The organism is Streptomyces sp. NPDC037083, from assembly GCF_055606485.1.
This window is the reverse complement of record NZ_JBVJSQ010000001.1, coordinates 456016-480813: the sequence shown is the minus strand read 5'-3', so window position 1 is coordinate 480813 and position 24798 is coordinate 456016. Positions and strand designations below refer to the sequence as shown.

At 71.6% G+C, this 24798-nt stretch carries 21 protein-coding genes; 8 read left to right on the top strand and 13 right to left on the bottom strand.

The genetic code is table 11. The features are described 5' to 3' along the window. Nucleotides 1-179: 179 nt before the first annotated feature. The gene (locus ACZ7DE_RS02225) at nucleotides 180-1175 is read left to right on the top strand and encodes an ATP-binding cassette domain-containing protein (RefSeq protein ID WP_470756995.1); all 996 of its coding nucleotides are present in this window, start codon (nucleotides 180-182) and stop codon (nucleotides 1173-1175) included. Continuing rightward, on the top strand, nucleotides 1172-1978 hold the full coding sequence (locus tag ACZ7DE_RS02220; RefSeq protein ID WP_470756993.1) for an ABC transporter permease: 807 nt from the start codon (nucleotides 1172-1174) through the stop codon (nucleotides 1976-1978). The genes ACZ7DE_RS02225 and ACZ7DE_RS02220 overlap by 4 nt, the downstream gene beginning before the upstream one ends. 266 nt (nucleotides 1979-2244) lie before the next feature. Here ACZ7DE_RS02220 and greA read toward each other — a convergent pair whose 3' ends face one another. Both greA and ACZ7DE_RS02210 read right to left on the bottom strand, forming a co-directional pair. After that, nucleotides 2245-2745, bottom strand: coding sequence for a transcription elongation factor GreA (gene greA / locus ACZ7DE_RS02215; RefSeq protein WP_470756991.1), 501 nt, complete (start codon nucleotides 2743-2745; stop codon nucleotides 2245-2247). A 191-nt stretch (nucleotides 2746-2936) separates the two neighbouring features. Beyond that, nucleotides 2937-3338, bottom strand: coding sequence for a DUF4307 domain-containing protein (locus ACZ7DE_RS02210; protein WP_470756989.1), 402 nt, complete (start codon nucleotides 3336-3338; stop codon nucleotides 2937-2939). Between the two features lie 125 nt (nucleotides 3339-3463). On the opposite strand from ACZ7DE_RS02210, the gene mca reads away from it, so the two are divergent. Next, nucleotides 3464-4324 carry a mycothiol conjugate amidase Mca gene (mca, locus tag ACZ7DE_RS02205; protein ID WP_470757942.1) on the top strand — a complete coding sequence of 287 codons (861 nt, stop codon included), beginning with the start codon at nucleotides 3464-3466 and terminating at the stop codon, nucleotides 4322-4324. Continuing rightward, nucleotides 4317-4637 carry a hypothetical protein gene (locus ACZ7DE_RS02200; RefSeq protein WP_470756987.1) on the top strand — a complete coding sequence of 107 codons (321 nt, stop codon included), beginning with the start codon at nucleotides 4317-4319 and terminating at the stop codon, nucleotides 4635-4637. Before mca ends, ACZ7DE_RS02200 begins: the two co-directional genes overlap by 8 nt. 126 nt (nucleotides 4638-4763) lie before the next feature. Here ACZ7DE_RS02200 and ACZ7DE_RS02195 read toward each other — a convergent pair whose 3' ends face one another. Next, the gene (locus ACZ7DE_RS02195; protein WP_470756985.1) at nucleotides 4764-7976 is read right to left on the bottom strand and encodes a tetratricopeptide repeat protein; all 3213 of its coding nucleotides are present in this window, start codon (nucleotides 7974-7976) and stop codon (nucleotides 4764-4766) included. 203 nt (nucleotides 7977-8179) lie between these two features. Here ACZ7DE_RS02195 and ACZ7DE_RS02190 point away from each other — a divergent pair, with 203 nt between their 5' ends. Continuing rightward, complete coding sequence (locus tag ACZ7DE_RS02190) at nucleotides 8180-10213, top strand: thioredoxin domain-containing protein (protein ID WP_470756983.1); 2034 nt, start codon at nucleotides 8180-8182, stop codon at nucleotides 10211-10213. A gap of 87 nt (nucleotides 10214-10300) precedes the next feature. On the opposite strand, the gene ACZ7DE_RS02185 is transcribed toward ACZ7DE_RS02190, so the two are convergent. The 3 genes from ACZ7DE_RS02185 to trhA all read right to left on the bottom strand — a co-directional run bounded on the left by ACZ7DE_RS02185 (nucleotide 10301) and on the right by trhA (nucleotide 12618). Further along, nucleotides 10301-11026, bottom strand: a complete 726-nt coding sequence (locus ACZ7DE_RS02185) for a Mut7-C RNAse domain-containing protein (protein ID WP_470756981.1) — start codon at nucleotides 11024-11026, stop codon at nucleotides 10301-10303. 33 nt (nucleotides 11027-11059) lie between these two features. After that, the gene (locus ACZ7DE_RS02180; RefSeq protein ID WP_470756979.1) at nucleotides 11060-11782 is read right to left on the bottom strand and encodes a TetR/AcrR family transcriptional regulator; all 723 of its coding nucleotides are present in this window, start codon (nucleotides 11780-11782) and stop codon (nucleotides 11060-11062) included. A 122-nt stretch (nucleotides 11783-11904) separates the two neighbouring features. After that, nucleotides 11905-12618, bottom strand: coding sequence for a PAQR family membrane homeostasis protein TrhA (gene trhA, locus ACZ7DE_RS02175; RefSeq protein ID WP_470756977.1), 714 nt, complete (start codon nucleotides 12616-12618; stop codon nucleotides 11905-11907). Between the two features lie 316 nt (nucleotides 12619-12934). Between trhA and ACZ7DE_RS02170 the strand changes: the two genes are divergently transcribed. Next, nucleotides 12935-14758: a phosphoenolpyruvate carboxykinase (GTP) gene (locus tag ACZ7DE_RS02170; RefSeq protein ID WP_470756975.1), complete on the top strand. Its 1824-nt coding sequence runs from the start codon at nucleotides 12935-12937 to the stop codon at nucleotides 14756-14758. Nucleotides 14759-14919: 161 nt separating this feature from the next. Here the strand turns inward: ACZ7DE_RS02170 and ACZ7DE_RS02165 are convergent, their stop codons facing one another. From ACZ7DE_RS02165 to ACZ7DE_RS02140, 6 genes are all read right to left on the bottom strand, one after another. Continuing rightward, nucleotides 14920-15522 (bottom strand): hypothetical protein, encoded by a 603-nt coding sequence (locus ACZ7DE_RS02165; protein WP_470756973.1) that lies wholly within the window; start codon nucleotides 15520-15522, stop codon nucleotides 14920-14922. After that, nucleotides 15509-17056 (bottom strand): vWA domain-containing protein, encoded by a 1548-nt coding sequence (locus tag ACZ7DE_RS02160; RefSeq protein WP_470756971.1) that lies wholly within the window; start codon nucleotides 17054-17056, stop codon nucleotides 15509-15511. Before ACZ7DE_RS02160 ends, ACZ7DE_RS02165 begins: the two co-directional genes overlap by 14 nt. Further along, complete coding sequence (locus tag ACZ7DE_RS02155) at nucleotides 17053-18228, bottom strand: toxic anion resistance protein (protein WP_470756969.1); 1176 nt, start codon at nucleotides 18226-18228, stop codon at nucleotides 17053-17055. Before ACZ7DE_RS02155 ends, ACZ7DE_RS02160 begins: the two co-directional genes overlap by 4 nt. A gap of 12 nt (nucleotides 18229-18240) precedes the next feature. Further along, a complete protein-coding gene (locus ACZ7DE_RS02150) occupies nucleotides 18241-19305 on the bottom strand; it encodes a hypothetical protein (protein ID WP_470756967.1) in 1065 nt (354 codons plus the stop codon). 319 nt (nucleotides 19306-19624) lie between these two features. Then, nucleotides 19625-20053, bottom strand: coding sequence for an SCO4983 family protein (locus tag ACZ7DE_RS02145; RefSeq protein WP_470756963.1), 429 nt, complete (start codon nucleotides 20051-20053; stop codon nucleotides 19625-19627). A gap of 88 nt (nucleotides 20054-20141) precedes the next feature. Further along, nucleotides 20142-21353 carry a pyridoxal phosphate-dependent aminotransferase gene (locus ACZ7DE_RS02140; RefSeq protein ID WP_470756961.1) on the bottom strand — a complete coding sequence of 404 codons (1212 nt, stop codon included), beginning with the start codon at nucleotides 21351-21353 and terminating at the stop codon, nucleotides 20142-20144. 125 nt (nucleotides 21354-21478) lie between these two features. Here ACZ7DE_RS02140 and ACZ7DE_RS02135 point away from each other — a divergent pair, with 125 nt between their 5' ends. Continuing rightward, complete coding sequence (locus ACZ7DE_RS02135; protein WP_470756959.1) at nucleotides 21479-22108, top strand: hypothetical protein; 630 nt, start codon at nucleotides 21479-21481, stop codon at nucleotides 22106-22108. A 172-nt stretch (nucleotides 22109-22280) separates the two neighbouring features. Then, nucleotides 22281-23150, top strand: a complete 870-nt coding sequence (locus tag ACZ7DE_RS02130) for a S1 family peptidase (protein WP_470756957.1) — start codon at nucleotides 22281-22283, stop codon at nucleotides 23148-23150. Between the two features lie 22 nt (nucleotides 23151-23172). On the opposite strand, the gene ACZ7DE_RS02125 is transcribed toward ACZ7DE_RS02130, so the two are convergent. Then, nucleotides 23173-24798 carry an N-acyl-D-amino-acid deacylase family protein gene (locus tag ACZ7DE_RS02125; RefSeq protein WP_470756955.1) on the bottom strand — a complete coding sequence of 542 codons (1626 nt, stop codon included), beginning with the start codon at nucleotides 24796-24798 and terminating at the stop codon, nucleotides 23173-23175.

Genomic DNA, 24798 nt, shown 5'->3' with positions numbered 1-24798 from the left:
GATCTCGAACCCCGGACCCCAGCCCCCGGAGCCCGTCACTCGTTCGAGTAAGTCCATTGTGAGACGCGATACATCGCGTTATGGTGTGTCGCATGCCGCTCCTTCGATTCCACCGTCAGGCGGAACGAAAAGTGCAAACCTAGGCTTTCCGAAGAATCCCCGACGACGTGGAGACTCATATGCCAGGCGCCATCTATGCCGAAGGCCTGGTGAAGACCTTCGGCGACGTAAAGGCTCTGGACGGCGTCGACCTGGACGTGCCGCAGGGCACGGTCCTGGGCCTGCTCGGGCCGAACGGCGCGGGCAAGACCACCACCGTCCGCTGTCTGACCACCTTGCTGCGCCCCGACAGCGGCCGGGCCGTGGTGGCCGGCCTCGACGTGCTCAAGCACCCCGACGCCGTCCGCCGCTCGATCGGACTGTCCGGCCAGTTCGCCGCGGTCGACGAGTACCTCACCGGCCGCGAGAACCTCCAGATGGTCGGCCGGCTCTACCAGATGAAGGCCGGTGCGGCGAAGGCCCGGGCCACCGAGCTGCTCGACCAGTTCGACCTGGCGGACGCCGCCGACCGCACCACCAAGACCTACTCCGGAGGCATGCGCCGCCGGCTCGACCTGGCCGCGGCGCTGGTGGTCTCGCCGCCCGTGATGTTCATGGACGAGCCGACGACCGGCCTCGACCCGCGCAACCGCCAACTGCTGTGGGACGTGATCAAGCGTCTGGTCTCCGGCGGCACGACCCTGCTGCTGACCACCCAGTACCTGGAAGAGGCCGACCACCTCGCGCACGACATCGCCGTCGTCGACCACGGCCGTGTCATCGCCCGAGGCACCTCCGACGAGCTCAAGGCCCGCACCGGCGGCGAGCGCGTGGAGGTCGTGGTGCACGACCGCGACCACATGGCCGTGGCCCGGGAGGTGCTGGCCGGCTTCGGCAAGGGCGACACGACCGTCGAGCAGCACACCCGCAAGCTCACCGTGCCGGTGACAGGCGGCGCCAAGCTGCTCGCCGAGGTCATCCGCGAGCTCGACACCCGCGGCATCGAGATCGACGACATAGGCCTGCGCCGCCCCACCCTCGACGACGTCTTCCTGTTCCTGACGGGACACGTGGCCGAGGCGAAGGCCGGCGAGAACGACGACAACGGAAAGAGCGAGAGGGAAACCGTCGGATGAGTGCTGTGAGCGATTCCCTGGTCATCGCCCGTCGGAATCTGATTCGTATGAGCCGGATTCCCGAGATGGTCATCTTCGGGCTGATCCAGCCGGTGATGTTCGTCGTCCTGTTCACGTACGTCTTCGGCGGCTCGATGAGCATCGGCGGCTCCACCGACCCGGACGTCTACAAGAACTTCCTGATGGCGGGCATCTTCGCGCAGACCGTCACCTTCGCCACCGCAGGAGCCGGCGCGGGCATCGCCGACGACATGCACAAGGGCCTCATCGACCGCTTCCGCTCCCTGCCCATGGCCCGCGGCGCGGTTCTCACCGGCCGTACCATCGCCGACCTGGTGCAGACGTCACTGACCCTGGTCGTCCTGGCCTGCGTCGGCCTCCTGGTCGGATGGCGCCCCGGCTACGCGGAGCCCACCAACTTCGGCAAGATCATGGCCGCCTTCGCCCTGCTGCTGCTCCTCGGCTACGCCTTCACCTGGATCGGCGCCCTGATCGGCCTGACCGTGCGCACCCCGGAGGCGGCCACCTCCGGCGGGCTGATCTGGCTCTTCCCCGTGACCTTCATATCCAACGCGTTCGTGGACTCCTCGCAAATGGCCTCCTGGCTGCAACCGATCGCCGAATGGAACCCGTTCAGCGCCACCGTCCAGGCCTGCCGCACGCTCTTCGGCGACCCGGGCGTCTCACCGTCCGACGCATGGCCCATGGCCCACCCCGTCTGGGCCTCGCTCCTCTACTCGATCGTGATCATCGCGATCTTCCGCACACTCGCGGTCCGCAAGTACCGCTCGGCGGCCGCCTGAGGAACCCAGGCGCGACGGGACCCCCGACAACCCAGGCGCGACGGGACCCCCGGCAACCCGGCATGACGGGACCCCCGGCAACCCCCGGCACGACGGGACCCCCGGCAACCCCCGGCACGACGGGACCCCCGGCAACCCCCGGCACGACGGGACCCCCGGCAACCCCCGGCACGACGGGACCCCAGGCATGACGAAGCCCCCGGCGGCACGGGCGCCGGGGGCTCGTCGGGAAGGCCCGGGAACCGAACAGGTCCAGGAAGGGGGGCTCAGCCGTTGTAGGGCTCGGCCTTGAGGATGCGCACGGAGGCCTTCTTGCCGTTCGGCAGCTCGTACTCCGCGTCCTCGCCGACCTTGTGACCGATCACGCCGGTGCCCAGCGGGGACTGCGGCGAGTAGGTCTCGATGTCGGAGCTCGCGTACTCGCGCGAGGCGAGCAGGAACGTCATGGTGTCGTCCTCGTCACCGTCGAAGGCGATCGTCACGACCATGCCGGGCGCCACGGCGCCGTCCGCGGAGGCCGGGGCCTCGCCGACCTTGGCGTTCTCGAGAAGCTGGGTCAGCTGGCGCACTCGGAGCTCCTGCTTGCCCTGCTCCTCCTTGGCCGCGTGGTACCCACCGTTCTCGCGCAGGTCCCCCTCCTCGCGCGCGGCGGCGATCTTGGCGGCGATCTCCGTGCGCGCAGGACCAGTAAGGTACTCAAGCTCGACCTTGAGCTTGTTGTACGCCTCCTGGGTCAGCCAGGTGACGGACTCGCTGGTCTGGGTCACAGGTGCTCCTCGTCGGTACTGGGAATACAAAGCATCGCCCTACCCAGAAGCATGTTCCTCAGGTGATGGGCGAAACCACGAGCCTAACAATTCAGCGGCCGAAGAGGGAGGACATAAGCCACCAGAATTACGTCGACGCAGGTCAGCGGGTACGTATTGCGGTGGATGCCGGTGGCGTGGGCGGCCCGGAGTCAGCCGGCATGGCAGCCGAGCAGCTCGGCCGTGGTGCCCTTCGCCGTCGTACGCAGCGTGACGACCTTGTCGATGCGCGTGTCCGAGCCGGAGAAGCGGAAGTCCGCCCGGCCCACCTCGGCGCCGTCCGCCCCCTGCGAGCGCACCGTGCAGTAGCCGCTCGTGCCCGAGTCCTTGCGGACCTCCAGGTGGAGTTCCACCGCCTCGTCCGAGGTCGCCTTGAAGGTGATCACCTCGGCACTGATCTTGTTCTGGCCGACGTAGTGGTAGGCGAGGTAGCCGATCAGTGCGAGCAGGAACGCGCCCAGCACGGCACCCGCGATCTTGAGCTTGCGGTCGGCGCGCTCGTCCGAGGAACGGCCGTAGCGACCCTCGGGCAGTCGCGTGCTCGCCGTACTCATGATCGTCCTCTCGGCGCGGAATTTTTCGCCCCCCGGTTCGGTCACTATAGAAGCCTGCGATCGCGCCGGGTCACGCCGGGCGCCGACTTACCGAGGATTGAGTCTTGACTGACCAGCTGCGACTGATGGCCGTTCACGCGCACCCCGACGACGAGTCGAGCAAGGGCGCGGCCACCATGGCGAAGTACGTGTCCGAGGGGGTGGACGTGCTGGTCGTTACCTGCACGGGCGGGGAGCGCGGCTCCATCCTCAATCCCAAGCTGCAGGGCGACAAGTACATCGAGGAGCACATCCACGAGGTACGCAAGAAGGAGATGGACGAGGCCAGGGAGATCCTCGGCGTCAAGCAGGAGTGGCTCGGCTTCGTCGACTCGGGGCTGCCCGAGGGCGACCCGCTGCCGCCGCTGCCCGAGGGCTGCTTCGCCCTGGAGGACGTCGACCGGGCGGCCGGCGAGCTGGTCAAGCAGATCCGCACCTTCCGTCCCCAGGTGATCACCACCTACGACGAGAACGGCGGCTACCCGCACCCCGACCACATCATGACCCACAAGATCTCGATGGTGGCCTTCGAGGGCGCGGACGACACCGCCAAGTACCCCGAGGACGAGTTCGGGCCCGCGTACCGGCCGCTGAAGCTGTACTACAACCAGGGCTTCAACCGCCCCCGCACCGAGGCGCTGCACAACGCGATGATCGAGCGCGGCATGGAGTCGCCCTACGGGGAGTGGCTCAAGCGCTGGGACGAGTTCGGGCAGCGGGAGCGCACGCTCACCACGCACGTCCCGTGCGCCGACTTCTATGAGATCCGCGACAAGGCCCTGATCGCCCACGCCACGCAGATCGACCCCGACGGCGGCTGGTTCCGCGTGCCGATGGAGATCCAGCGGGAGGTCTGGCCGACGGAGGAGTACGAGCTCGCGAAGTCCCACGTCGATACCTCCCTCCCCGAGGACGACCTCTTTGCGGGCATCCGCGACAATGCCTGACATGAGCGCAAGCGTGAGCCTGGCAATGACGCACCTCGTCCCCCTCGCCAAGGAGGTCGACGAGAACAAGGTCACCCCCGGCGTCCTCGGCTTCATCGTCTTCGCGGCGATGGCGGTGGCGGTGTGGGGCCTGATGAGGTCCATGAACAAGCACATGGGCAAGGTCGACTTCAAGGAGCCGGCGGACCCGGCGGCTCCGGGGCAGGCCTCCGACGGCACGACGGCGAACGCCACGGCGGACGCGGCGCCGGGTGCCAAGGCGAGCGCGAAGACGGGTGCGAAGACGACGGGGAAGCCCTCGTCGGCGAGCTGAGGCCGCGACTGCGGCGAGGGCGCGCGACGAGCGCCTGAGCGGCGGACTCACGACGAGCGCGTGAGCGGCCTTGTGGCGGGCGAGTGCGGTGAGCAGGGGGCGGGCCGCCCGCCCCCTGCTCACCGCTCACCCGGCTCCCGTGTCCACGTCGACCTCCACGCCCATGACCTCCCGCCCGTGCCTGCCCGGCACCATCCCCAGCCGCCAGGCCTGCCAGCCCGACTCCAGGCGGACGCCCCGCTCCAGCAGCAGGCCGTAGGCCTCCAGGCACTCGGTGAGCCTGTCGTCCCGCAGCGGGTGGTGCGCCCGGACCAGCTCGGCCAGCTCCTCCTGCGCCACCGCCGTGCCGACCTCGACACCGCCCGGGGCCCCGTACGGCAGCAGGGTGCAGCGCAGGAAGCGCGCCCAGTCCTCACCGCGCCGGTCGCCGTAGGACACGAACAGCGCCGTCGCCTCGTCGCACAGGGCCAGCGCGGCTTGCGTACGCGCGTTGCCCGCGTCGACGATCGCGAGCTCCAGACAGGTCCACGCCTCGCCGTGGGCGACGCCGATGCGCTGGAAGTCGGCGCGGGCGTCGACCAGGAGCTGACGGGCGAAGCCGGAGTTGCGCAACGAGCCGGTCTGGGCGGCCCGCTGGTCGCGGGTCACCCGGGCCGAGTGATGGCGGGCGCAGGCCAGCCCGTAGACGTCCCGCATACGGGAGAACAGCGAGCGGGAACGCTCCAGCTCGCGGACGGCGTGGTCCAGGTCGCCGGTCTCCTCCAGGGCCAGGCCCAGGTAGTACACCGTCCACGCCTCGCCGCGCGCGTCCTCGTTGTCCCGGTGGCGGGCCGCCGCCCGGCGCAGGTCCTCCGCCGCCGGGCCGGGGTCCCCGGCGATCAGCCGGGCCCGGGCCAGCTGGGTCAGGGCCCACGCCTCGCCTCGGGCGTCGCGGGTGCGGCCGTACAGGTCGAGGGCCCGTTGCAGCCCGGCCTGCGCCTGGACGACGTCACCACGGCGCAGGTGCAGCTGGCCCAGCTGGAAGTGCGCCCATGCCTCGCCGTGCACGGAGCCGCCCTCGCGGTGCAGGACCAGCGAGCGCGTGAGCAGGTCCAGGGCCTCGGCCAGGTGCGCCCGGTCGCGCTCCACCGCGGCCAGCGCGTGCATCGTCCAGGCGCGGTCCGTGGCCAGCTCGGGCGCGGCCTGCAGCTCCATCGCCTCCCGCAGCTTCGCCGCCGCCTCCGTCAGCTGGCCCTGGTGGTGCAGGGTGATGCCCAGAGAGCACAGGGCGCGCGCCGCGCCCGCGTCGTGGTGCGCCTGGAGATACAGGTCGACGACCGAGCTGAGCGTCGTTCGCGCCTTGTCCAGTTCGCCCAGCTGACGGGCCGCGATGCCCGTGCGCCACTGCACGGACCGCACCAGCAGGTCCTGGCCGACCGTCTGCGCCAGCTCGCTGATCTCGCCGAGCCGGTAGAGGTCGCCGCGCAGCAGGCAGTAGTCGCACAGCGCGCCCAGCAGGCTCATGACGGCGTTCTGGTCGACGCCCTCGGCGTGCCGCAGCGTCGCGGTGATGAAGCTCGACTCGTCGTCCAGCCAGCGCAGCGCCTCGTCCAGGGAGGTGAAGCCGTGCGGGGTGAACCGGTCCGAGCGGGTCGACATGTTGCCGTCGACCAGCCGCAGCACGGAGTCGGCGAGCTCGGCGTAGCTGACGATCAGACGTTCCTGGGCCGCCGCGCGCTCGGTCTGCGCCTCCTCGTCGAGAAGGCGGGCCTGGGCGAAGGCGCGGACCACGTCGTGCAGGCGGTAGCGGTCGCCCCGGACGTGGTCGACCAGCCCGGCGTCGGACAGGGCCGTCAGGTGACGGGCCGCCTCCGCGCGGTCGGTGGCCAGCAGCGCGGCGGCGGCCGCCGCCCCGAGCGAGGCCCGGCCGGCCAGCGCCAGCCGGCGCAGCAGTCTGCGCGTCACCTCCGGCTGATCGGTGTAGCGCAGCCACAGTGCGCGCTCGACCGGTTCCACCGGGCCGTACGCGCCGAGGTCGGCGGCCAGCGCGCGTGGCGAACGCGGGCCCAGCGAGGAGCCCGCCACCCGCAGCGCCAGCGGCAGCCCACCGCACAGCCGCGTGATCCGCTCGGCGGACTCGGCGTCGTACGGGCCCGAGGCGTCCTGTGCCGCCGCGCCCAGCAGTTCCTCCGCGCCCGCCGCGTTCAGGGGCGCCACCGCCAGCTCGTGCACCCGCGCGGACAGCTCCGCCGGCAGTCCGAGCGGGGAGCGGGCGGTGACCAGGACCAGGCTCTCGGAACGTTCCGGGACGAGCGCGCGCACCTGCTCGGGATCCGAGGCGTCGTCCAGGACCACCGCGACGGGCAACCCGGTCAGATGCTGGTGGTACAGCTCGCCGAGCCGTTTGACCTGCTGTTCCGCTGAGGAGCGTTCACGGAAGAGGAGCTGCTCGCGGGGCGCGCCGAGCCGGTTCAGCAGGTGCAGCAGGGCGTCCCGGGTGGGCAGTGGCGCCTCCTGCGCGCTGTCGCCGCGCAGATCCACCACGCAGGCCCCGCGGAAGTGGTCGCGCAGATCGTGCGCGGCCCGCACCGCGAGCGTGGTGCGGCCGCTGCCGGGGGCGCCGTGCAGCACCACCACGGTGGGCCGGGTCTCGGTGCCGGCTCGGGACGCCTGCACCCACTGCCGTATCTGCGCCAGCTCCGTCCGACGGCCCGCGAACGGGCCCTCCTGCTCGGGAAGTTGGGCGAACGACTGCTCCAGCACGGTCCGTCCGCGCGCCGCCGCGCTCTTGTCCGTGCCGCGCAGCCTCGGTCCCGGGGGCTTCTTCGGGCCGGTCGTCGCGCTCAGCACCCGCTGCTGGTCCAGGAACGGCCGGATGCCCCGCACCTCCAGCGCCGTCAGCCACTGCAGCCGCAGCTGTTCGGCCCCGCCGGGCTGCCCCGCCTCGCCGGCCCGGTGGTGCGCGGCCGGCAGGTGCGACCCCGCCACCTTCACGACGGTCGCCGCCGCCCCGACGACCCCGACGGTCACCCCGGCCCCGAGAGCCGTACCCGGGCCGGTGCCCAGCGCGAGGTCCGCGACCGCCGCCGTCACGGCCGCGACGCCCGCCACCAGCAACGGAGTCCGGCCGCCCTCCTTGGCGTAGCGCCGGCCGAAACTGATCCGCCGGGCCTCCGTCTCGTCCAGGACGCGCGCATACGCCTCGTACTCCTCGGCGGCCGTCTGCGCCATCGCGTCCAGCGCGCCGCGCGCCCGCGTCATCAGCGCCTGCCGGTCGGTGCGCCCGCCGGACCGGCGCACCTCCTCCTCCACGGCCCGCGCCAACAACCGCTCGGCTTCCGCCCTGTGGCCGTCCCGCATGTCCCGTCCCCCTCCGGCGCTCCCAGCTTTTCTTGGTCAAGTGTGCTGCGGGCGGCTGTCCGGCGCGAGGGGGCGACGGGCTCCCGATCGCCGGAGCGGCGGCGTCGGACGCCCGCCGTGGTCCGGCCTCGTGGGGAGGGCGACGTCACCGGCGGGACATGCCTGCAGCCGTCCGGGCCGGGTACTGCGGCAGGATGGACACCATGCCGAACCGACTGGCCCATGAGACGTCCCCGTACCTGCTCCAGCACGCCGACAACCCGGTCGACTGGTGGCCCTGGTCGGCGGAGGCCTTCGAGGAGGCGCGCCGGCGGGGCGTGCCGGTGCTGCTCAGTGTCGGATATTCGAGCTGCCACTGGTGCCATGTGATGGCGCACGAGTCCTTCGAGGACCAGGAGACCGCCGACCACCTCAACGACCACTTCGTCAGCGTCAAGGTCGACCGGGAGGAGCGTCCGGACGTCGACGCCGTCTACATGGAGGCCGTGCAGGCGGCCACCGGGCAGGGCGGCTGGCCCATGACCGTGTTCCTCACGCCCGACGCCGAGCCCTTCTACTTCGGTACGTACTTCCCGCCCGAGCCCCGGCACGGCATGCCCTCCTTCAAGCAGGTGCTGGAAGGGGTCAGGCAGGCCTGGACGGACCGGCGGGACGAGGTCGCCGAGGTCGCCGGGAAGATCGTCCGGGATCTGGCGGGGCGGGAGATGTCCTACGGCGACAGCCGGGCCCCCGGCGAGCAGGAGCTGTCGCAGGCGCTGCTCGGGCTGACCCGGGAGTACGACGCGCAGCGCGGCGGGTTCGGCGGGGCGCCGAAGTTCCCGCCGTCCATGGTGATCGAGTTCCTGCTGCGCCACCACGCGCGGACCGGCGCCGAAGGCGCTCTGCAGATGGCGCAGGACACGTGCGAACGGATGGCCCGCGGCGGGATCTACGACCAGCTCGGCGGAGGTTTCGCGCGGTACTCCGTGGACCGGGACTGGGTCGTCCCGCACTTCGAGAAGATGCTCTACGACAACGCGCTGCTGTGCCGTGTCTACGCCCACCTCTGGCGGGCCACCGGCTCCGAGCTCGCACGCCGGGTCGCGCTGGAGACCGCCGACTTCATGGTGCGGGAACTGCGCACCGTGCAGGGCGGGTTCGCGTCCGCGCTCGACGCGGACAGCGACGACGGCACCGGCCGGCACGTCGAGGGCGCCTACTACGCCTGGACGCCGCAGCAGCTGGACGACGTGCTGGGCGCCGAGGACGCCGAGCTCGCCGCGCGGTACTTCGGTGTGACCGACGAGGGCACCTTCGAGCACGGCTCCTCGGTGCTGCAACTCCCGCAGCAGGACGAGCTGTTCGACGCCGCGAAGATCGAGTCCATCAGGAGCCGGCTGCTCCGGGCCCGCGCCGAACGCCCCGCCCCCGGCCGGGACGACAAGGTCGTCGCCGCCTGGAACGGGCTGGCGATCGCCGCGCTCGCCGAGACGGGCGCCTACTTCGACCGGCCGGATCTCGTCGACGCGGCCCTCGCCGCCGCCGACCTCCTCGTCCGGCTGCACCTCGACGAGCAGGCCCGCATCGCCCGCACCAGCAAGGACGGGCATGTCGGGGCCAACGCAGGCGTCCTGGAGGACTACGCCGACGTCGCCGAGGGCTTCCTCGCCCTCGCCTCCGTCACCGGGGAGGGCGTCTGGCTGGAGTTCGCCGGGTTCCTGCTCGACCACGTCCTGACCCGGTTCGTCGACCCCGGGTCCGGGGCGCTGTACGACACCGCCGCCGACGCCGAGCGGCTCATCCGGCGTCCGCAGGACCCGACCGACAACGCTGTGCCCTCCGGCTGGACCGCCGCCGCCGGCGCGCTGCTCGGCTACGCGGCCCACACCGGCTCGGAACCCCATCGCAAGGCCGCCGAACGGGCGTTGGGAGTGGTCAAGGCGCTCGGGCCGCGTGTGCCCCGGTTCATCGGGTGGGGGCTCGCCGCCGCCGAGGCACTCCTCGACGGGCCGCGCGAGGTCGCCGTCGTCGGCGCCGGCACGACCGACCCGGCCGCGCGGGACCTCCACCGCACGGCGCTACTGGGCACCGCCCCCGGCGCCGTCGTCGCGTTCGGCGCCGCCGACAGCGACGAGTTCCCGCTGCTCGCCGACCGGCCGCTCGTGGGCGGCGAACCCACCGCGTACGTCTGCCGGAACTTCACCTGCGACGCCCCGACCACCGACCCCGAACGCCTCCGCGCGGCACTGAGCCACTGACCCCCGGGCCCCAGGCGCCAGGTCGCCGGGCCGGGGACCCGTCGGACATGATCCGGGCCCTGGTCCGGCCTCCGCCGCCGGCGGTGGCTAGCCGGCGAACTCGGTGAGGGCGCGTTCCACGATGGCCACCAGCTGGTCGTGGTGCGCGCCCTTCCAGTAGGCGCGTCCGCAGGCGACGCACTGCGCGAAGACGTCGTAGGACTTCTGGGTGCCGTGTTGCAGCTGGTCGGCGACCTCGTCCTTGGTGGCCTGCCGCAACAGGCCGTTGCAGGCGGTGCACCTGGTCCAGGGGAGCAGTTCGGGCGCGAACCGGTCGAGGACGTCGCGGAGCTGCTCCTCGGGGTCGGTGCTGTAGATGTAGGCGCCCGCCCACAGTTCGCGGCGGCGCAGCAGGCCCCGGTCGCGGCTGAGCATGACCCGCTGTTCGGCCGCCGAGCGGGTGGCGAGGGCCGGGTCGCCGATGTCGACCGACTCGTAGGCCGCGTCCACGCCGAGCAGCCGCAGCCGGCGGGCCAGGGTGCCGAGGTGGACGTCGAGGAGGAAGCGCAGCGGGGCCCCCGGGACCTGCTGGGGGCGGGCGACCGGGCGGACGGTCACCGACTCTCCGTCGGCCGGGATGTGCGAGACGGGCACCTCGTGGCCGTCGACGAGCAGGGCGCCGACCTCGGTGAGGGGCACCCCGAGCGACTCGACGACGTGGCCGAGGGTGGAGACGCCGTCGACGGCGAGGGCGGTGGCGCCGACGCGCCGGGCGTGCGGGACGAACAGCGCCAGCTCGGGCGCGACTTCGACGCGGATCTCGGGTGCGTTCACCTGGTCAGGATGGCACGGGGGAGCGGCGGGGGCTCAGAGGTTTTCGTTGCCCGGGCCGTGCTGCGCACCCTGCTCCGGGCCATGCCTCCCACCGTTCTCCGGGCCGCGCTCCGCAGCCTGCTCCGGGCCATGCCCCCCACCGTTCTCCAGGCCGTGCTCGAGTACGTCCAGGGCGCGGTCGAGGAGTGCGGTGAAATCGCCCTGGTGGCCGTTCTCCGCCCAGTACATGGAGGTCTCCATCAGGCCCGCGACGAGCGACATCGCGTGGACGCGGACCTCCAGGCCGTCGGGGTCGCGGCCGGTGCGCTCGGCCATCGCGACGCAGAGCAGCCGGCTGACCGACATGCTCTCCATCATCCGCGAGCGCACCGCCGGCACACGCGCCAGCAGCCGCGTGCGCAGGCGCGCCACCTCGATGTCGTCCTCGACACCGGCGCGGGCGGCCGCCAGCATCGCGTGGCGGACGCAGTCCCGCCACGGCTCGTCCGCGGGACGGGCCCGCAGTTCCTCCAGGAGGACCGGGCCGTACTCGTCCGTGAGGACGATGTCCTCCTTGGCCGGGAAGTAGCGCAGGACGGTCGACGGCGACACCTCGGCGCGTTCGGCGATCTGGTCGATCGTCGTGGCGTCGTACCCCTGCTCCTCGACCAGCGCGTAGGTCGCGGTGCGGATCGCCTCACGGGTCTTGATCTTCTTGCGTTCACGGAGACCCGGCCGAGGGCGGTCGGCGGGGGAGCTGATGCGGGCGGCCGTCATGGCGGTCATTGTCCGGCATCGGCCCGTGCGGCCGTTCTCTCCCGGCGTACGAAGAACGGCCACGGCGAGGAAGCCGTGGCCGGTGGGAGCCGGTGGGAGCCGGAGGGAGCCGGAGGGGGCCGTCAGCCGTGCCGGTACGCCACCAGGGAGATGCCGACGTAGTGCACGACGAAGGCGGCCAGCGTGAGGGAGTGGAAGACCTCGTGGAAGCCGAACCAGCGCGGGGAGGGGTTGGGGCGCTTGATGCCGTAGATCACGCCGCCCGCGCTGTAGAGGAGTCCGCCGACGATCACCAGGACCAGCACCGCGACGCCGCCCGTGCGCATGAAGTCCGGCAGGAAGAAGACGGCCGCCCAGCCCATCGCGATGTAGCAGGGGGTGTAGAGCCAGCGGGGGGCGCCGACCCAGAAGACGCGGAAGGCGATCCCGGCGAGCGCCGCCGCCCAGATGCCCCACAGCAGCCACCGGCCCTTGGAGGCGGGCAGGAGCAGCAGGGTGAGCGGGGTGTAGGTGCCCGCGATGATCAGGAAGATGTTCGCGTGGTCGAGCCGGCGCAGGATGCCGTCCATGCGGGCGTTCCAGTCGCCCCGGTGGTAGAGCGCGCTCACGCCGAACAGCAGGCATGCGGTGAGGGCGTAGATGCCGCAGGCGATGCGGCCGCGGGTGGAGTCGGCGAGGGCGGTGAGCACGAGGCCCGCGATGAGCGCGGCCGGAAACATTCCGAGATGCAGCCAGCCGCGGAGCTTGGGCTTGACCGGGTGCGGCAGGGAAAGTGCCACGGGGCCACGGCCGGCGGCCGGCGTGTCCGTGGGCGCGTCGGGGACGGGCGCAGTCATGCGCGCAATCGTACCTACGGAGCCGTTAGGTCACGGCTCGGTGACGACGGTCGCGTCGCCGAAGTGGTCAGCGTCTCACGGGGGCGGGGTCGAAGGGCGATCCTCTGAACGTCAAGTGGACGCAAAGTGGCGTTCCTACACGTGGCCATCCTCACTCCGCTCACCTGTGAGGCCCTCTGGACATATGGGCGGTATCATCGGATGATCAAATGAGTGCGGTCGACACCGGATGAGCGCCCAAGGTCACCACCATGAAGCATCCGGGTCGCAGCCCCCACGGGGCCTCCAACAAAAAACCCCTCTTTTAGGAGCAATCGTGGCGCGCGACATCGCGGCTCCCCCCGTCATCCCCACCGACCACCAGGAACTCGTCTCCTGGGTGAACGAGATCGCCGAACTGACGCAGCCGGACAACGTGGTCTGGTGTGACGGATCCGAGGCCGAGTACGAGCGCCTGTGCGGGGAGCTCGTCGAGAAGGGCACCTTCAAGAGGCTCGACCCGATCAAGCGCCCGAACTCCTACTACGCCGCCTCCGACCCCACCGACGTCGCCCGCGTCGAGGACCGGACCTTCATCTGCTCGGAGAAGGAGCAGGACGCCGGCCCGACCAACCACTGGAAGGACCCCGCCGAGATGCGGGAGATCTTCTCCGGTGACCAGGGCCTGTTCCGCGGCTCGATGCGCGGCCGCACGATGTACGTCGTCCCCTTCTGCATGGGCCCGCTCGGCTCGGACCTCTCCGCGATCGGCGTCGAGATCACCGACTCCGCCTACGTCGCCGTGTCCATGCGCACCATGACCCGCATGGGGCAGCCGGTCCTGGACGAGCTCGGCTCCGACGGCTTCTTCGTGAAGGCCGTGCACACCCTCGGCGCCCCCCTCGCGGAGGGCGAGGCGGACGTGCCGTGGCCCTGCAACTCCACCAAGTACATCTCGCACTTCCCCGAGAGCCGCGAGATCTGGTCCTACGGCTCCGGCTACGGCGGCAACGCCCTGCTCGGCAAGAAGTGCTACGCCCTGCGCATCGCCTCCGTCATGGCCCGTGACGAGGGCTGGCTGGCCGAGCACATGCTGATCCTGAAGCTCACCCCGCCGCAGGGCGAGTCCAAGTACGTGGCCGCGGCCTTCCCGAGCGCCTGCGGCAAGACCAACCTCGCCATGCTGGAGCCCACGATCTCCGGCTGGACCGTCGAGACCATCGGCGACGACATCGCCTGGATGCGGTTCGGCGAGGACGGCCGGCTGTACGCCATCAACCCCGAGGCCGGCTTCTTCGGCGTCGCGCCCGGCACCGGCGAGCACACCAACGCCAACGCGATGAAGACGCTGTGGGGCAACTCGGTCTTCACCAACGTCGCCCTCACCGACGACAACGACATCTGGTGGGAGGGCATGACGGAGGAGACTCCCGCCCACCTCACCGACTGGAAGGGCAACGACTGGACGCCCGACTCGGACGCCCCCGCCGCCCACCCCAACGCCCGCTTCACCGTCCCCGCCTCGCAGTGCCCGATCATCGCGCCCGAGTGGGAGGACCCCAAGGGCGTGCCGATTTCGGCGATCCTCTTCGGCGGCCGGCGCGCGAGCGCGGTCCCGCTGGTGACGGAGTCCTTCGACTGGAACCACGGCGTCTTCCTCGGCGCCAACGTGGCCTCCGAGAAGACCGCCGCCGCCGAGGGCAAGGTCGGCGAACTGCGCCGCGACCCCTTCGCCATGCTGCCGTTCTGCGGCTACAACATGGGCGACTACATGGGCCACTGGGTCGACGTCGCCAAGGGCAAGGACCAGACGAAGCTGCCGAAGATCTACTACGTCAACTGGTTCCGCAAGAACGACGAGGGCAAGTTCGTCTGGCCCGGCTTCGGCGAGAACAGCCGCGTCCTGAAGTGGATCGTGGAGCGGCTGGACGGCACGGCCGAGGGCGTCGAGACCCCGATCGGCGTGCTGCCGACGAAGGAGGCCCTCGACACCAAGGGCCTGAAACTCGACGACGAGGACCTCGAGTTCCTCCTCACCGTGGACAAGGAGGTCTGGCGCGAGGAGGCCGCCCTGGTCCCCGAGCACCTCAACACCTTCGGCGACCACACCCCGAAGGAACTGTGGGACGAGTACCGCGCGCTGGTGCAGCGCCTGGGCTGAGGCCCCACCCGGAAGACTCCGCGGCCGGCACGGGATTGCCCTGACCAGTGATCGTCACGGTCGGCCGCGGTGCGTCGGCAGCCGCGCACAACGGCGTGCGCGGCGACGGGCCCGCCGTCGCTCCCCGTCCGCCCCGACGGGGAGCGACGGCAGGCCCTCGCCTAGGAACTGCGGTCCTCCAGATACCGCGTATGCGTCTCCTGGCGGCGCGCCTCGATCTCCCTGAGCCCGGCCGTCAGCCGCTCGGCCTCCTCCTGGAGCAGCGTCAGCTGCCGTTCCAGATGCCGCTCCGGCGGCTCCTGCCCCGGCGCCATCCGGGTCCACCAGCGCGCCCGTACGAAGCTGTCGACGGCCTCGGGCAGATCCTGCCGCACGGTCCGGGAGAGCACGTGGACGCCCTCAGGGTCCTGGGCGAGGATCTCGGCGACCCAGCCCGGCTCCAGCAACGCGGCCAGCAGCCCGGTGAGTTCGGTGAGGCGTCCCGCGGCGGCCGGGGGAAGCTCGATCTCCGCGAGGTACCCGCCGAGCCGTTCGAAGTCGTCGCGCACCTCGTCGAGCTGGGCGGACGGGTCCGGGAAGTCGGGCAGCGGCGGCCGCTCCGGCGGAGCGATCAGCGCGCCCGCCCCGTACAGGCCGGCGACGACCACCGGCCAGTACGGACCGGCGACGCCGGTGAAGGTCAGCACCAGGCCGGCCAGCCCGCAGGCGCTCCCGGCGATGTTCTTGCGGGACTCCAGGTATCCGGCGAACCTACTGGTAGCCACGGATCTCCTCGAAGGCGCCGTCCAGCGAGCCCTGCTGGGCGTCGAAGAGCCGGCCGCCGGTCAGTTCGGCGATGTGTTCCAGCTCCGAGCGGTCGGAGTCGCCGAAGAGGATGGGGAAGACGGGGATCCGTCTCCCGGCCGGGGTGAGGTCGTCCCGGTAGAAGGCGTCGAAGTCGGCGGCGTCGTCGCCCTCGGTGTTCTCGCCGTCCGTCATCAGCACGATGGAGGTGAACGCGTCGCGGTCGGCGCCCAGGTGGTCGTACGCCTTCTCCAGCGACGTGTAGATCGCGGTGTCGCCGTCGGCCCTGAGCTTCTCGCTGTCCGCGCGGATCGCGGCGAGCCCGGCGTCCGGGTCGGAGGGGCTGACGACATGCGTGGCGACGCTCTTCACGTCCGATCCGAACGGCATCAGCGTCACCTCCTCCCGGTCGCGGAAGTCGCCGGTCAGGTCGGTGAGGGCGTCCTTGAGCCGGCTCAGCCGGTCGCCCTCCATCGAGCCGGAGGTGTCGAGGACGTACACGGTCCGCGAGGGGCGGCGCAGCTCGTTCTCGTAGGCGTCGAGCAGTCCGTCGGCGACGGAACGGCTGCCGGGGAAGGGCAGTTCGCGCCGGCGGGCGGTGTCCAGGCCGGCCGCGGGCGGCACCGAGGCCAGGACCGGACGGCGGTGGGTCCGGGCGGTGATGAGCCGCTGGACGGCCTCCGTGCGCAGGGCGTCGGTCACCCGCTTGACGTTCTCCCGGGTCGTCGCGTCGGTGGCGGCGAGGGAGGAGAGCGGGTAGTCGGCGGTGACGACGCCGTCCGTCGGGCGGATCACGGTCAGCCCGGGGATGCCCTTCAGCACGGACTCGTAGTTGAGCAGCGCGCCGACGTCGTCGCGCCGGGCGTACGCGCTCGCCAGCCAGCCCGACGATCCCGAGGTCAGCTGCTGCCCCTTGAAGAACTCCTTCAGCCTCGGGGTCGCCTTCGTGACGTCCGCGTCGGTCAGCGCCGACTGGGCCCCCGACAGCGCGGAGGCGACGGAGATCAGCGTGGAGAAGCCGGAGTTGGAGCGGGCCGGGTCGGTCATGCCGTAGGTGAGCTTCCCCTCCCGGACCGCCTGCTCGATCTGCGTCCAGGTGACACGGTCGGGCTTCCAGCCGAGGGCGTCCAGGGCGGTCGTCCGCACCCCGAGGGCGACCGGGCTCGACATGATCGGGGTCTCCGAGACGACCTTGTCCGCCGCGTCGGGCCGCAGCCGCAGATAGTCGTCCGACGACAGCCACACGGCGTCGTACTTCCCGTCCGTGGCACCCTTGGCCAGCAGGTTCACGGCGTCCAGGGTGCCCATGTAGGTGGGCCGGATCCTGATGCCGGTGTCCTTGCGGACCTGCTCCAGCACGGGCGTCATGTCGCTCAGCTCGCTGGAGGCGAGGACGCGCAGGGTGCCGGGCTCGGGTGCGCCGGGGTCGGCGGCGTTCTCCTGCGCCGAGCAGGCGCTCAGCAGGAGGGCGAGGACGGTCAGAGCGAGGAGGGGGCGGGGGCGGGCGCGTCTCATGCGAGCCCCCCGTCGAGCGCGCCCCGCGAGCGGCTGCGGTCCAGGTAGGTGCTCGCCTGCTGGAGTTCGGCCGTCAGGTTCTCCACGGTCACCGCCATCGCCTCGGTCGCCTGCACCTTGTAGGTGTCGATGGCGTCGAGGGTGCGGTAGATCTGCTGGAAGGCGGTCCGCAGGGTCTCGGCGCCGACGGCCGGGTCGGCGGCGATGCGCTGGATCTCACCGCTCTGCGTGGAGAGCATCTCCGCGTTGCCTCTGATGAGGTCCTCGGTGGTCCCCCTCAGGGCGTTGACCTGCTCGATCACCTTCTTCTGGTTGTCGAGCGCGGAGGCGAGCATGACCGAGATGCGCAGCGCCGACACCGTGGTCGTGGCGGCCCGGTCGACGCCCTTGATCAGCTCGTCGTTGTTGCGGCGGACGACGTCCATCGCGAGGTAGCCCTGGGCGCACACCGCGAGCTGGGTGAGCAGGTCCTGGTGCTTCTGCCGGACCGGGAAGAGGACGTCGGCGCGCAGGCTGTCGGCCCGCTCCGGGTCGCCGGCCTCGGCGGCGCCGATCTGCCGCTCGACGGCCGCGTCCAGGGCGTCGGTCAGCACGACGTACTCCTGGAGCTTGCCCATGGTCTCCCACAGTCGGACGCGCTCGGTCTGCAACGCGGCGTTGTCGCGCCGCAGTTCGTCCTGGCCGCCGCGCAGCGAGCTCACGATCCTGTTCAACGTGCCCTGCGCGGAGGCGTACTTGGCGACGTGGTCGCGCAGCCTGTTGCCGCCGGGCAGCCGGGAGAGGAACCTGCGCCCCTTGGCGGCCGGCAGGTCACGCGGGTCCAGGTCCTCGACCACCCGCCGGAGTTCGACGAGCGAGCCCGCGACCTGCGACTGGGCGTCCCCGCCCTTGTCCGGCAGGCTCCTGATGGTCCGTTCCAGCATGCGGTTGGACTGTGCGGCGGCCGTGCGCATCTCGCCCGACCCGAGCGCGGTGATCTCACCGACCTTGCCCGCGAACTCGGGCGAGCGGGCGTCGAGCGCGGCGAGCCCCTCGACGTACGAGGCGGCCTTGGCGGCCATGTCCGTGCGAACGGACTCCTCGACCGGGACGAGTCCGCCGGCCTGCTCGCGCGGCACGGCGGCGACGGTCTCGGGCGGCGTGAGGGTGAAGGTGGAGGTGTCTTCGGGCATGTGCTGTTCCCCCTATCCGCGCGCCCGTCGCGCCAGCTCGTGCAGCACCGCGGAGGTGGGCACGGGCGCCTGGCGGACGCCGGTCAGTTGCTGCTTCAGGTAGGTGGAGGCCGAGGCGAACTCGGCGGCGACGCCCTGCGGACGGAACCCGTGCCGGATCTCCAGCTTGCGCAAGCTCGGGTCCGTGGACAGGAGTCGGGCGAGGGCGCCGCCGTCCTCGGTGAGCGGTACGGCCGTGTGGTCGCTGTTGACGGTGGTGTCCGGGTAGAGGACGACCAGGTCGTCCGGCTTCTGCCCGTCCGCCAGGAGCGAGGCGACCTGCGACTCGTAGACCAGGACGAGCGGATTGCCGGCGCCGCTGACGAAGTCCCGGAAGGCCGCGTCCGTGCTGGACTGCTGGGCGCCCTGCACGCTGACCAGCTTGTGCAGCAGGGGCGCCGTGCGATCGACGTCGGCGTCGCTCGCGACCACCTTGCCGCCGCCCGCGACGTAGGACGCGGCGGCGAGGTAGAGCGCGCCGGAGTTGGAGGTCTCCGGGTCGGTGCTGGACAGGTAGAGGGTGCCGGTCAGCTCCCCGTACTGCGCGGCGCCCTTGAGCTGCTGCCAGGTGCGGTCGGCGCGTGCCGCGTCGAGATAGGCGGCCATCCTCAGGGTGCCGCGGTGCTCCGCGTCCAGCGTGGCCAGACCGTTGCCGGCGAGCACTCCGGCGGCGTTCCGGTGCGCCACGACGACGAGGGGCGAGTAGAAGGGACGCGGAAGGGTCCCCCGTACCTTGTACTTCGCGGCCAGCTCGGCGGCGGGCGCCTGGCTGGAGGGGAAGGCCAGGTCGTACCCCTCGAGGTCCAGCCCCTCCATGGCCCAGGACCCGGAGGTCTCGGCCTTGACGGTGTAGCCCTTGGCGGCGAGGGCCTTCACCACGTCCGGGTCCGCGAAGAACTCCGCCTTCTCCGACCCGATCACCGTCCGCACGGTCTTCGTTGCCGTGCTCTTGTCCTCATCGCTGCGGCCCGCGACGACGGCGACCACCACACCCGTCATCAGCAGCACCGCGAGGACGATTCCTGCGATTCGTCTCACGGGAGGAGCGTGCTCGCGGAACCCCACGTTCCTGGGTGGACCGGGTGAACGGAGGGTGAAGGGGGTGACCCGGAACTCAACGGGAGGCCGAGATTCCCCTTGCACGCGCGGGGCACGTCACTCCACGCCGTCGCCGGCCTTCCCGTACAGCCGAAAGTCGGCGGTCTCGACGGTCCAGGGGCCGAACGGGACCTTTTCGCCGTAGATGTAGGACTCCTGGACGGTACGGAGTCAGTGGCGCCCGGTCCGCGCGTCGCTGCGGGTGCACGCGGACCGGGGCCGTTCGTGGTCCCCGGAAGGGGAGTCCCGGTGAGGGGATTCAGCCGGTGGCGCTCAGTTCCTTGGTCTCCGCCAGGGCGGCGGCGTGCGCGTCCATGCGCTGGGCCGCCAGGATCGCCGCCGCGGTGTCCGCGCGGGACGCGGCGACGAGGAGGGCGCGGCCGGCCAGGGCGTGCGCCCGCTCGTGCGCGGCCGCGAGACGCGGCTTCGCCGGGCCGGCGGCGACGGGGGCGCGGACCGGCGTCCGCCCTCCTCGCAACCGGGTCACCTGCTGCGCGAGCCGTGCGGCCGCGCTGTCCAGGTCGGCGGAGGGCGCCGTCGCGCGCAGCTCGTCGGTGACGGCGAGCAGCGCCGCGAGATGGCCTGCGAGCTGGATGTCCAGCTCCTCCTCGCGGGAACGGTGGGGGAAGTCCGAGGGCGTGCCGGCCATCGTGCTGTGCACCGACTTGGTGCGGATCGGCTCGTACATGAGGATGGCCTCCTGTGCTGTCAGGAAACCATCCTAGCTTAGATTTCGTCTAAAGTTGAGGCACTCGCCGAGCTGCTGCCGGCGGACCCTAGGGCTGGCTGTAGCCGTCCAGGAAGCGTGCGATCCGGCCGACGGCGTCCCGCAGGTCCGTCGCCGCCGGAAGGGTGACGACCCGGAAGTGGTCGGGCTCGGGCCAGTTGAAGCCGGTGCCCTGGACGACCATGATCTTCTCCTGGCGCAGCAGGTCCAGGACCATCCGCCGGTCGTCCTTGATCTTGAAGACGGTGGGGTCCAGACGCGGGAAGAGGTACAGCGCACCCTTCGGCCGGACGCATGTCACGCCCGGGATCTGCGTCAGCAGCTCGTACGCGGTGTCCAGCTGCTCCTTGAGCCGCCCGCCCGGCAGTACCAGGTCGTTGATCGTCTGGCGTCCGCTGAGCGCGGCGACCACCCCGTGCTGGCCCGGCATGTTCGCGCACAGGCGCATGTTCGCCAGGATCGTCAGGCCCTCGATGTAGGAGTCGGCGTGGGCGCGCGGCCCGGAGATCGACATCCAGCCGACCCGGTAGCCGGCCACCCGGTACGCCTTCGACATGCCGTTGAAGGTCAGGGTCAGCAGGTCCGGGGCGACCTTCGCGGTCGGGGTGTGCGTGGCGCCGTCGTAGAGGATCTTGTCGTAGATCTCGTCCGAGCAGACCAGGAGGTTGTGGCGGCGGGCGATGTCGGTCAGCCCGCGGATCATCGCCTCGTCGTACACCGCGCCCGTCGGGTTGTTCGGGTTGATGATGACGATCGCCTTGGTGCGGTCGGTGACCTTGCGCTCGACGTCCGCCAGGTCCGGCATCCAGTCCGACTGCTCGTCGCACCGGTAGTGCACGGCGGTGCCGCCGGAGAGCGAGACGGCCGCGGTCCACAGCGGGTAGTCAGGGGCCGGGACGAGGACCTCGTCGCCGTCGTCCAGCAGGCCCTGCATCGCCATGACGATCAGCTCGGAGACGCCGTTGCCGATGAAGACGTGCTCGACGTCCGTCTCGATGCCGAGTGTCTGGTTGTGCATCACCACGGCCCTGCGCGCGGCCAGCAGTCCCTTGGCGTCGCCGTAGCCGTGCGCCGTCGAGACGTTGCGGAGGATGTCCTCCAGGATCTCCGGCGGGCAGTCGAAGCCGAAGGCGGCCGGGTTGCCGGTGTTCAGCTTGAGGATGCGGTGACCAGCCGCTTCCAGGCGCATCGCCTCCTCGAGAACCGGGCCCCGGATCTCGTAACAGACGTTGGCGAGCTTGGTCGACTGGATCACCTGCATGTCTGGGAGCTTACGGCTCGGTAACGCTCCGTGGGGCGTGTTTTCCGCCACGCGAGACGGGTGTTTTGGGGGGTTATCGGTGAAGGCTGTCCCAGGAGGCACACACGTCCCTACAATGCGCGGCCATGTCCAGGCCAGGTGAGAATGGCGTGCCCCAGGTGCGGCCGATCGTGTACCACCCGTACGCCGAGACCGATCAGTCCTCGTACGAGCGCTACGCCGATCCGGCGGCCGCGCACGGGTGGGAGAACGCGTACGACCAGACGACCGAGCTGCCGCGGATTCCCCCCGCCGAGGGGGAGGCGGGCGGCCGGGCGGACCGTCGGCGTGCCGCGCGCCGGGCGGGCGGGTGGCGTGAGCGGCGGGTGCTGGCCGCCGCCGGGGCGGTCGGCGCGGTGGCGCTGGCCGCGGTGGTGGCGGGGTTCTCCGTCGCCGGGGATCCGGCCGGTGATCAGCAGGGCAGGCAGGAGGGCACGCGCTCGGCGCCGGACGGCACGGCGGGTTCCCCGGACGCGCCGGACGCGTCCGCGAGCGACCCTGCCGAGTCCGTGCGGGAGACCCCGTCCGCCTCGGCCGGCGGGACGCCGTCCTCGGACGTCTCGCCGTCGACGACGCCGTCGAGCGAGTCGTCCGACGGCGCCGCCGCGGGCGACGGCACGGGCTCGACGGCGAGCGGTGAGCCCTCCGTCGCACCGTCCGAGCCCAGTAAGGGCAACGCCGGGAAGGGGCGTGGGCTGGGAAAAGGCGGAAGGTAGCCGGGGACGCCTCCTGAGCCCGGCCGTGGCGCCGCCGGCCGGCAGGCCGACGACGCCCCGCGGCTGAAAAGCGCCCCTTGTCCTCAGCCCCCTCTGCACTAACAATGCGCATGACAAATCATCGGCGGCCGGAAGATCTCCGGTCGCCTTGTCATGAGAGGGGACCCCCCACATGAGAAAGCCTCTCGTCGCCGCAGTTTTCGCCCTGGCCATCGCCGGAGCGGGTGCGGCGCCCGCGGTCGCGGCGCCCGCCGGTGCGACGCCCGCCGCCAAGGCGCAGACCAAGGTGGCCGCCGCCCCCGCGCTGAAGGCCGTCAACCTCGCCGGGACCGTCGCGCTCAGCAACTGCTCCGGCTCGGTCGTCCGCTTCCCGAACTCCCTGGACACCGACCCGGCGCTGGTGCTCTCCAACGGCCACTGCCTGTCGACCGGTTTCCCGGAGCCGGGCGAGGTGCTCGTCAACCAGGCCTCCAGCCGTACCTTCAGCCTGCTCAACTCCGCCGGCACCAAGGTCGCGACCCTGCGCGCCAGCAAGCTCGCCTACGGGACGATGACCGACACGGACGTGTCGATCTACCAGCTCACCAGCACGTACGCCACGATCAAGAACTCGTACGGGATCTCCGCGCTGACCGTGCAGGACACCCACCCGGTCGCCGGCACCCCCATCACGGTGGCGTCCGGCTACTGGAAGCGGCTCTACAGCTGCAACGTCGACGGGTTCGTGTACCGCCTGAAGGAGGGCGACTGGACCTGGAAGGACTCGGTCCGCTACACCTCCGCCTGCCAGACCATCGGCGGCACCTCCGGCTCGCCGGTGATCGACCAGTCCACCGGCAAGGTCGTCGCCGTCAACAACACCGGCAACGAGGACGGCGCCCGCTGCACCGAGAACAACCCCTGTGAGGTCGACGCGAGCGGCAACGTCACCGTCCGCCAGGGCATCAACTACGCCCAGGAGACCTACCAGATCCCGGCCTGCTTCACGACCGGCAACCAGCTCAGCCTGAACAAGAGCGGGTGCACCCTGCCCAAGCCGTAGGGCTGGGCGGAGGGGCGTTCCGTCACATGGGACTGCGACGGACCGCCCGCCCCGCCAGCACATCCGTGCGCCGGCCGTCCTCGATCACGAAACGGCCGTCGATCAGGACGTGCGGGATGCCCGTGGGCAGGGCGCGCGGGGACGCGTACGTCGAGCCCGCCGCCACCGTCGCCGGATCGAAGAGGACCAGATCCGCCCGGTACCCCTCGCGGACCAGACCCCGGTCGGGGAGCCGGAGGCGGGCCGCCGGGCGACCGGTCAGGTGGGCCACGCACTCCTCCAGCGACAGCACCCCCGACTCCCGCACGTAGTGGCCGAGATAACGCGGGAACGTGCCGTACCCGCGCGGGTGCGGCCTGGCGCCCGTCAGGACGCCGTCCGAGCCGCCCGTGTGGACGCGGTGGCGCATGATCGTGCGGACGTTCTCCTCGTGGCCCACGTGCTGCAGGATCGTCGGGCCGAGACCGTCCTCGATCAGCAGCCGGCGCGCCGTCGTCCAGGGGGCCTCGCCCAGCCGGGCGGCCGACTCGTGAACCGTGCGGCCGACGAAGTCGCCCAGCGCCGGGTCGGTCACGCCCGAGATCTCGATCGTGGCCCAGTCCACCGGCACCCCGTGACAACCGTCCGCGCCGGTCACCTCCAGGTCGTGGCGGATGCGCTCGGCCGTCGCGTCGTCCGCCAGGCGGCGCAGGATCTCCGCCGGGCCGCCCTCGCCCGCCCAACTGGGCAGCAGGGCCGCGAGCGTGGTGCAACCGGGGGTGTAGGGGTAGGTGTCGAGACTGATGTCGGCGCCCGCGTCGAGCGCCTCGTCCAGCAGGGCCAGCAGCTCCGGCGCCCGGCCCTCGTTCACGCCGAAGTTCATGGTGGCGTGGGCGAGATGCAGCGGGCAGCCCGCCTCACGGGTCAGCTCGATCGTCTCGGCGTAGGCCTCCAGGGCGCCGGCCCCGTAACTGCGGTGGTGGGGGCACCAGTAGCCGCCGTACTCCGCCACCACCCGGCACAGGTCCGTCAGTTCGGCGTTCCCGGCGTACATCCCGGGCGTGTACGTCAGCCCGGACGACATGCCGACCGCGCCCTGCTCCAGGCCCTCCGCCACCAGCCGCCGCATCCGGTCCAGCTCGCGCGGCGTGGCCGGGCGGTCCTCCCAGCCGACGACGAGCGCGCGGACCGTGCCCTGGGGGACGAGGTACGCCGCATTGACGGCGATGCCCCGGCCCTCGACACCGTGGTCCAGCCGGTCCAGGTACTCGCCCACCGACCGCCAGTCGAAGCCGACGTCGTCGCCCGGCCCGTTCCAGCCGGCGATGGCCCGGCGCACCTCCTCGAGGGTGCGGTCGTCGACCGGGGCGTACGACAGGCCGTCCTGGCCCAGCACTTCGAGGGTCACGCCCTGCGCGGCCTTCGCGCTGTGGTCGGGGTCGCGCAGCAGGGCCAGGTCGCTGTGGGCGTGCATGTCGATGAACCCGGGGGAGAGCACCAGGCCCTCCGCGTCCAGCTCCCGCACGGCCTTCGGGCGCTGACAGCCCGCGGCGGCCGCCTCCTTGACGATCGAGACGATCCTGCCGTCGTCGATCAGCACGTCCGCGCGGTAGGAGTCCGCGCCCGTGCCGTCGACGACGTCGGCGTCCCGGATGACGAGGTCTTCCAC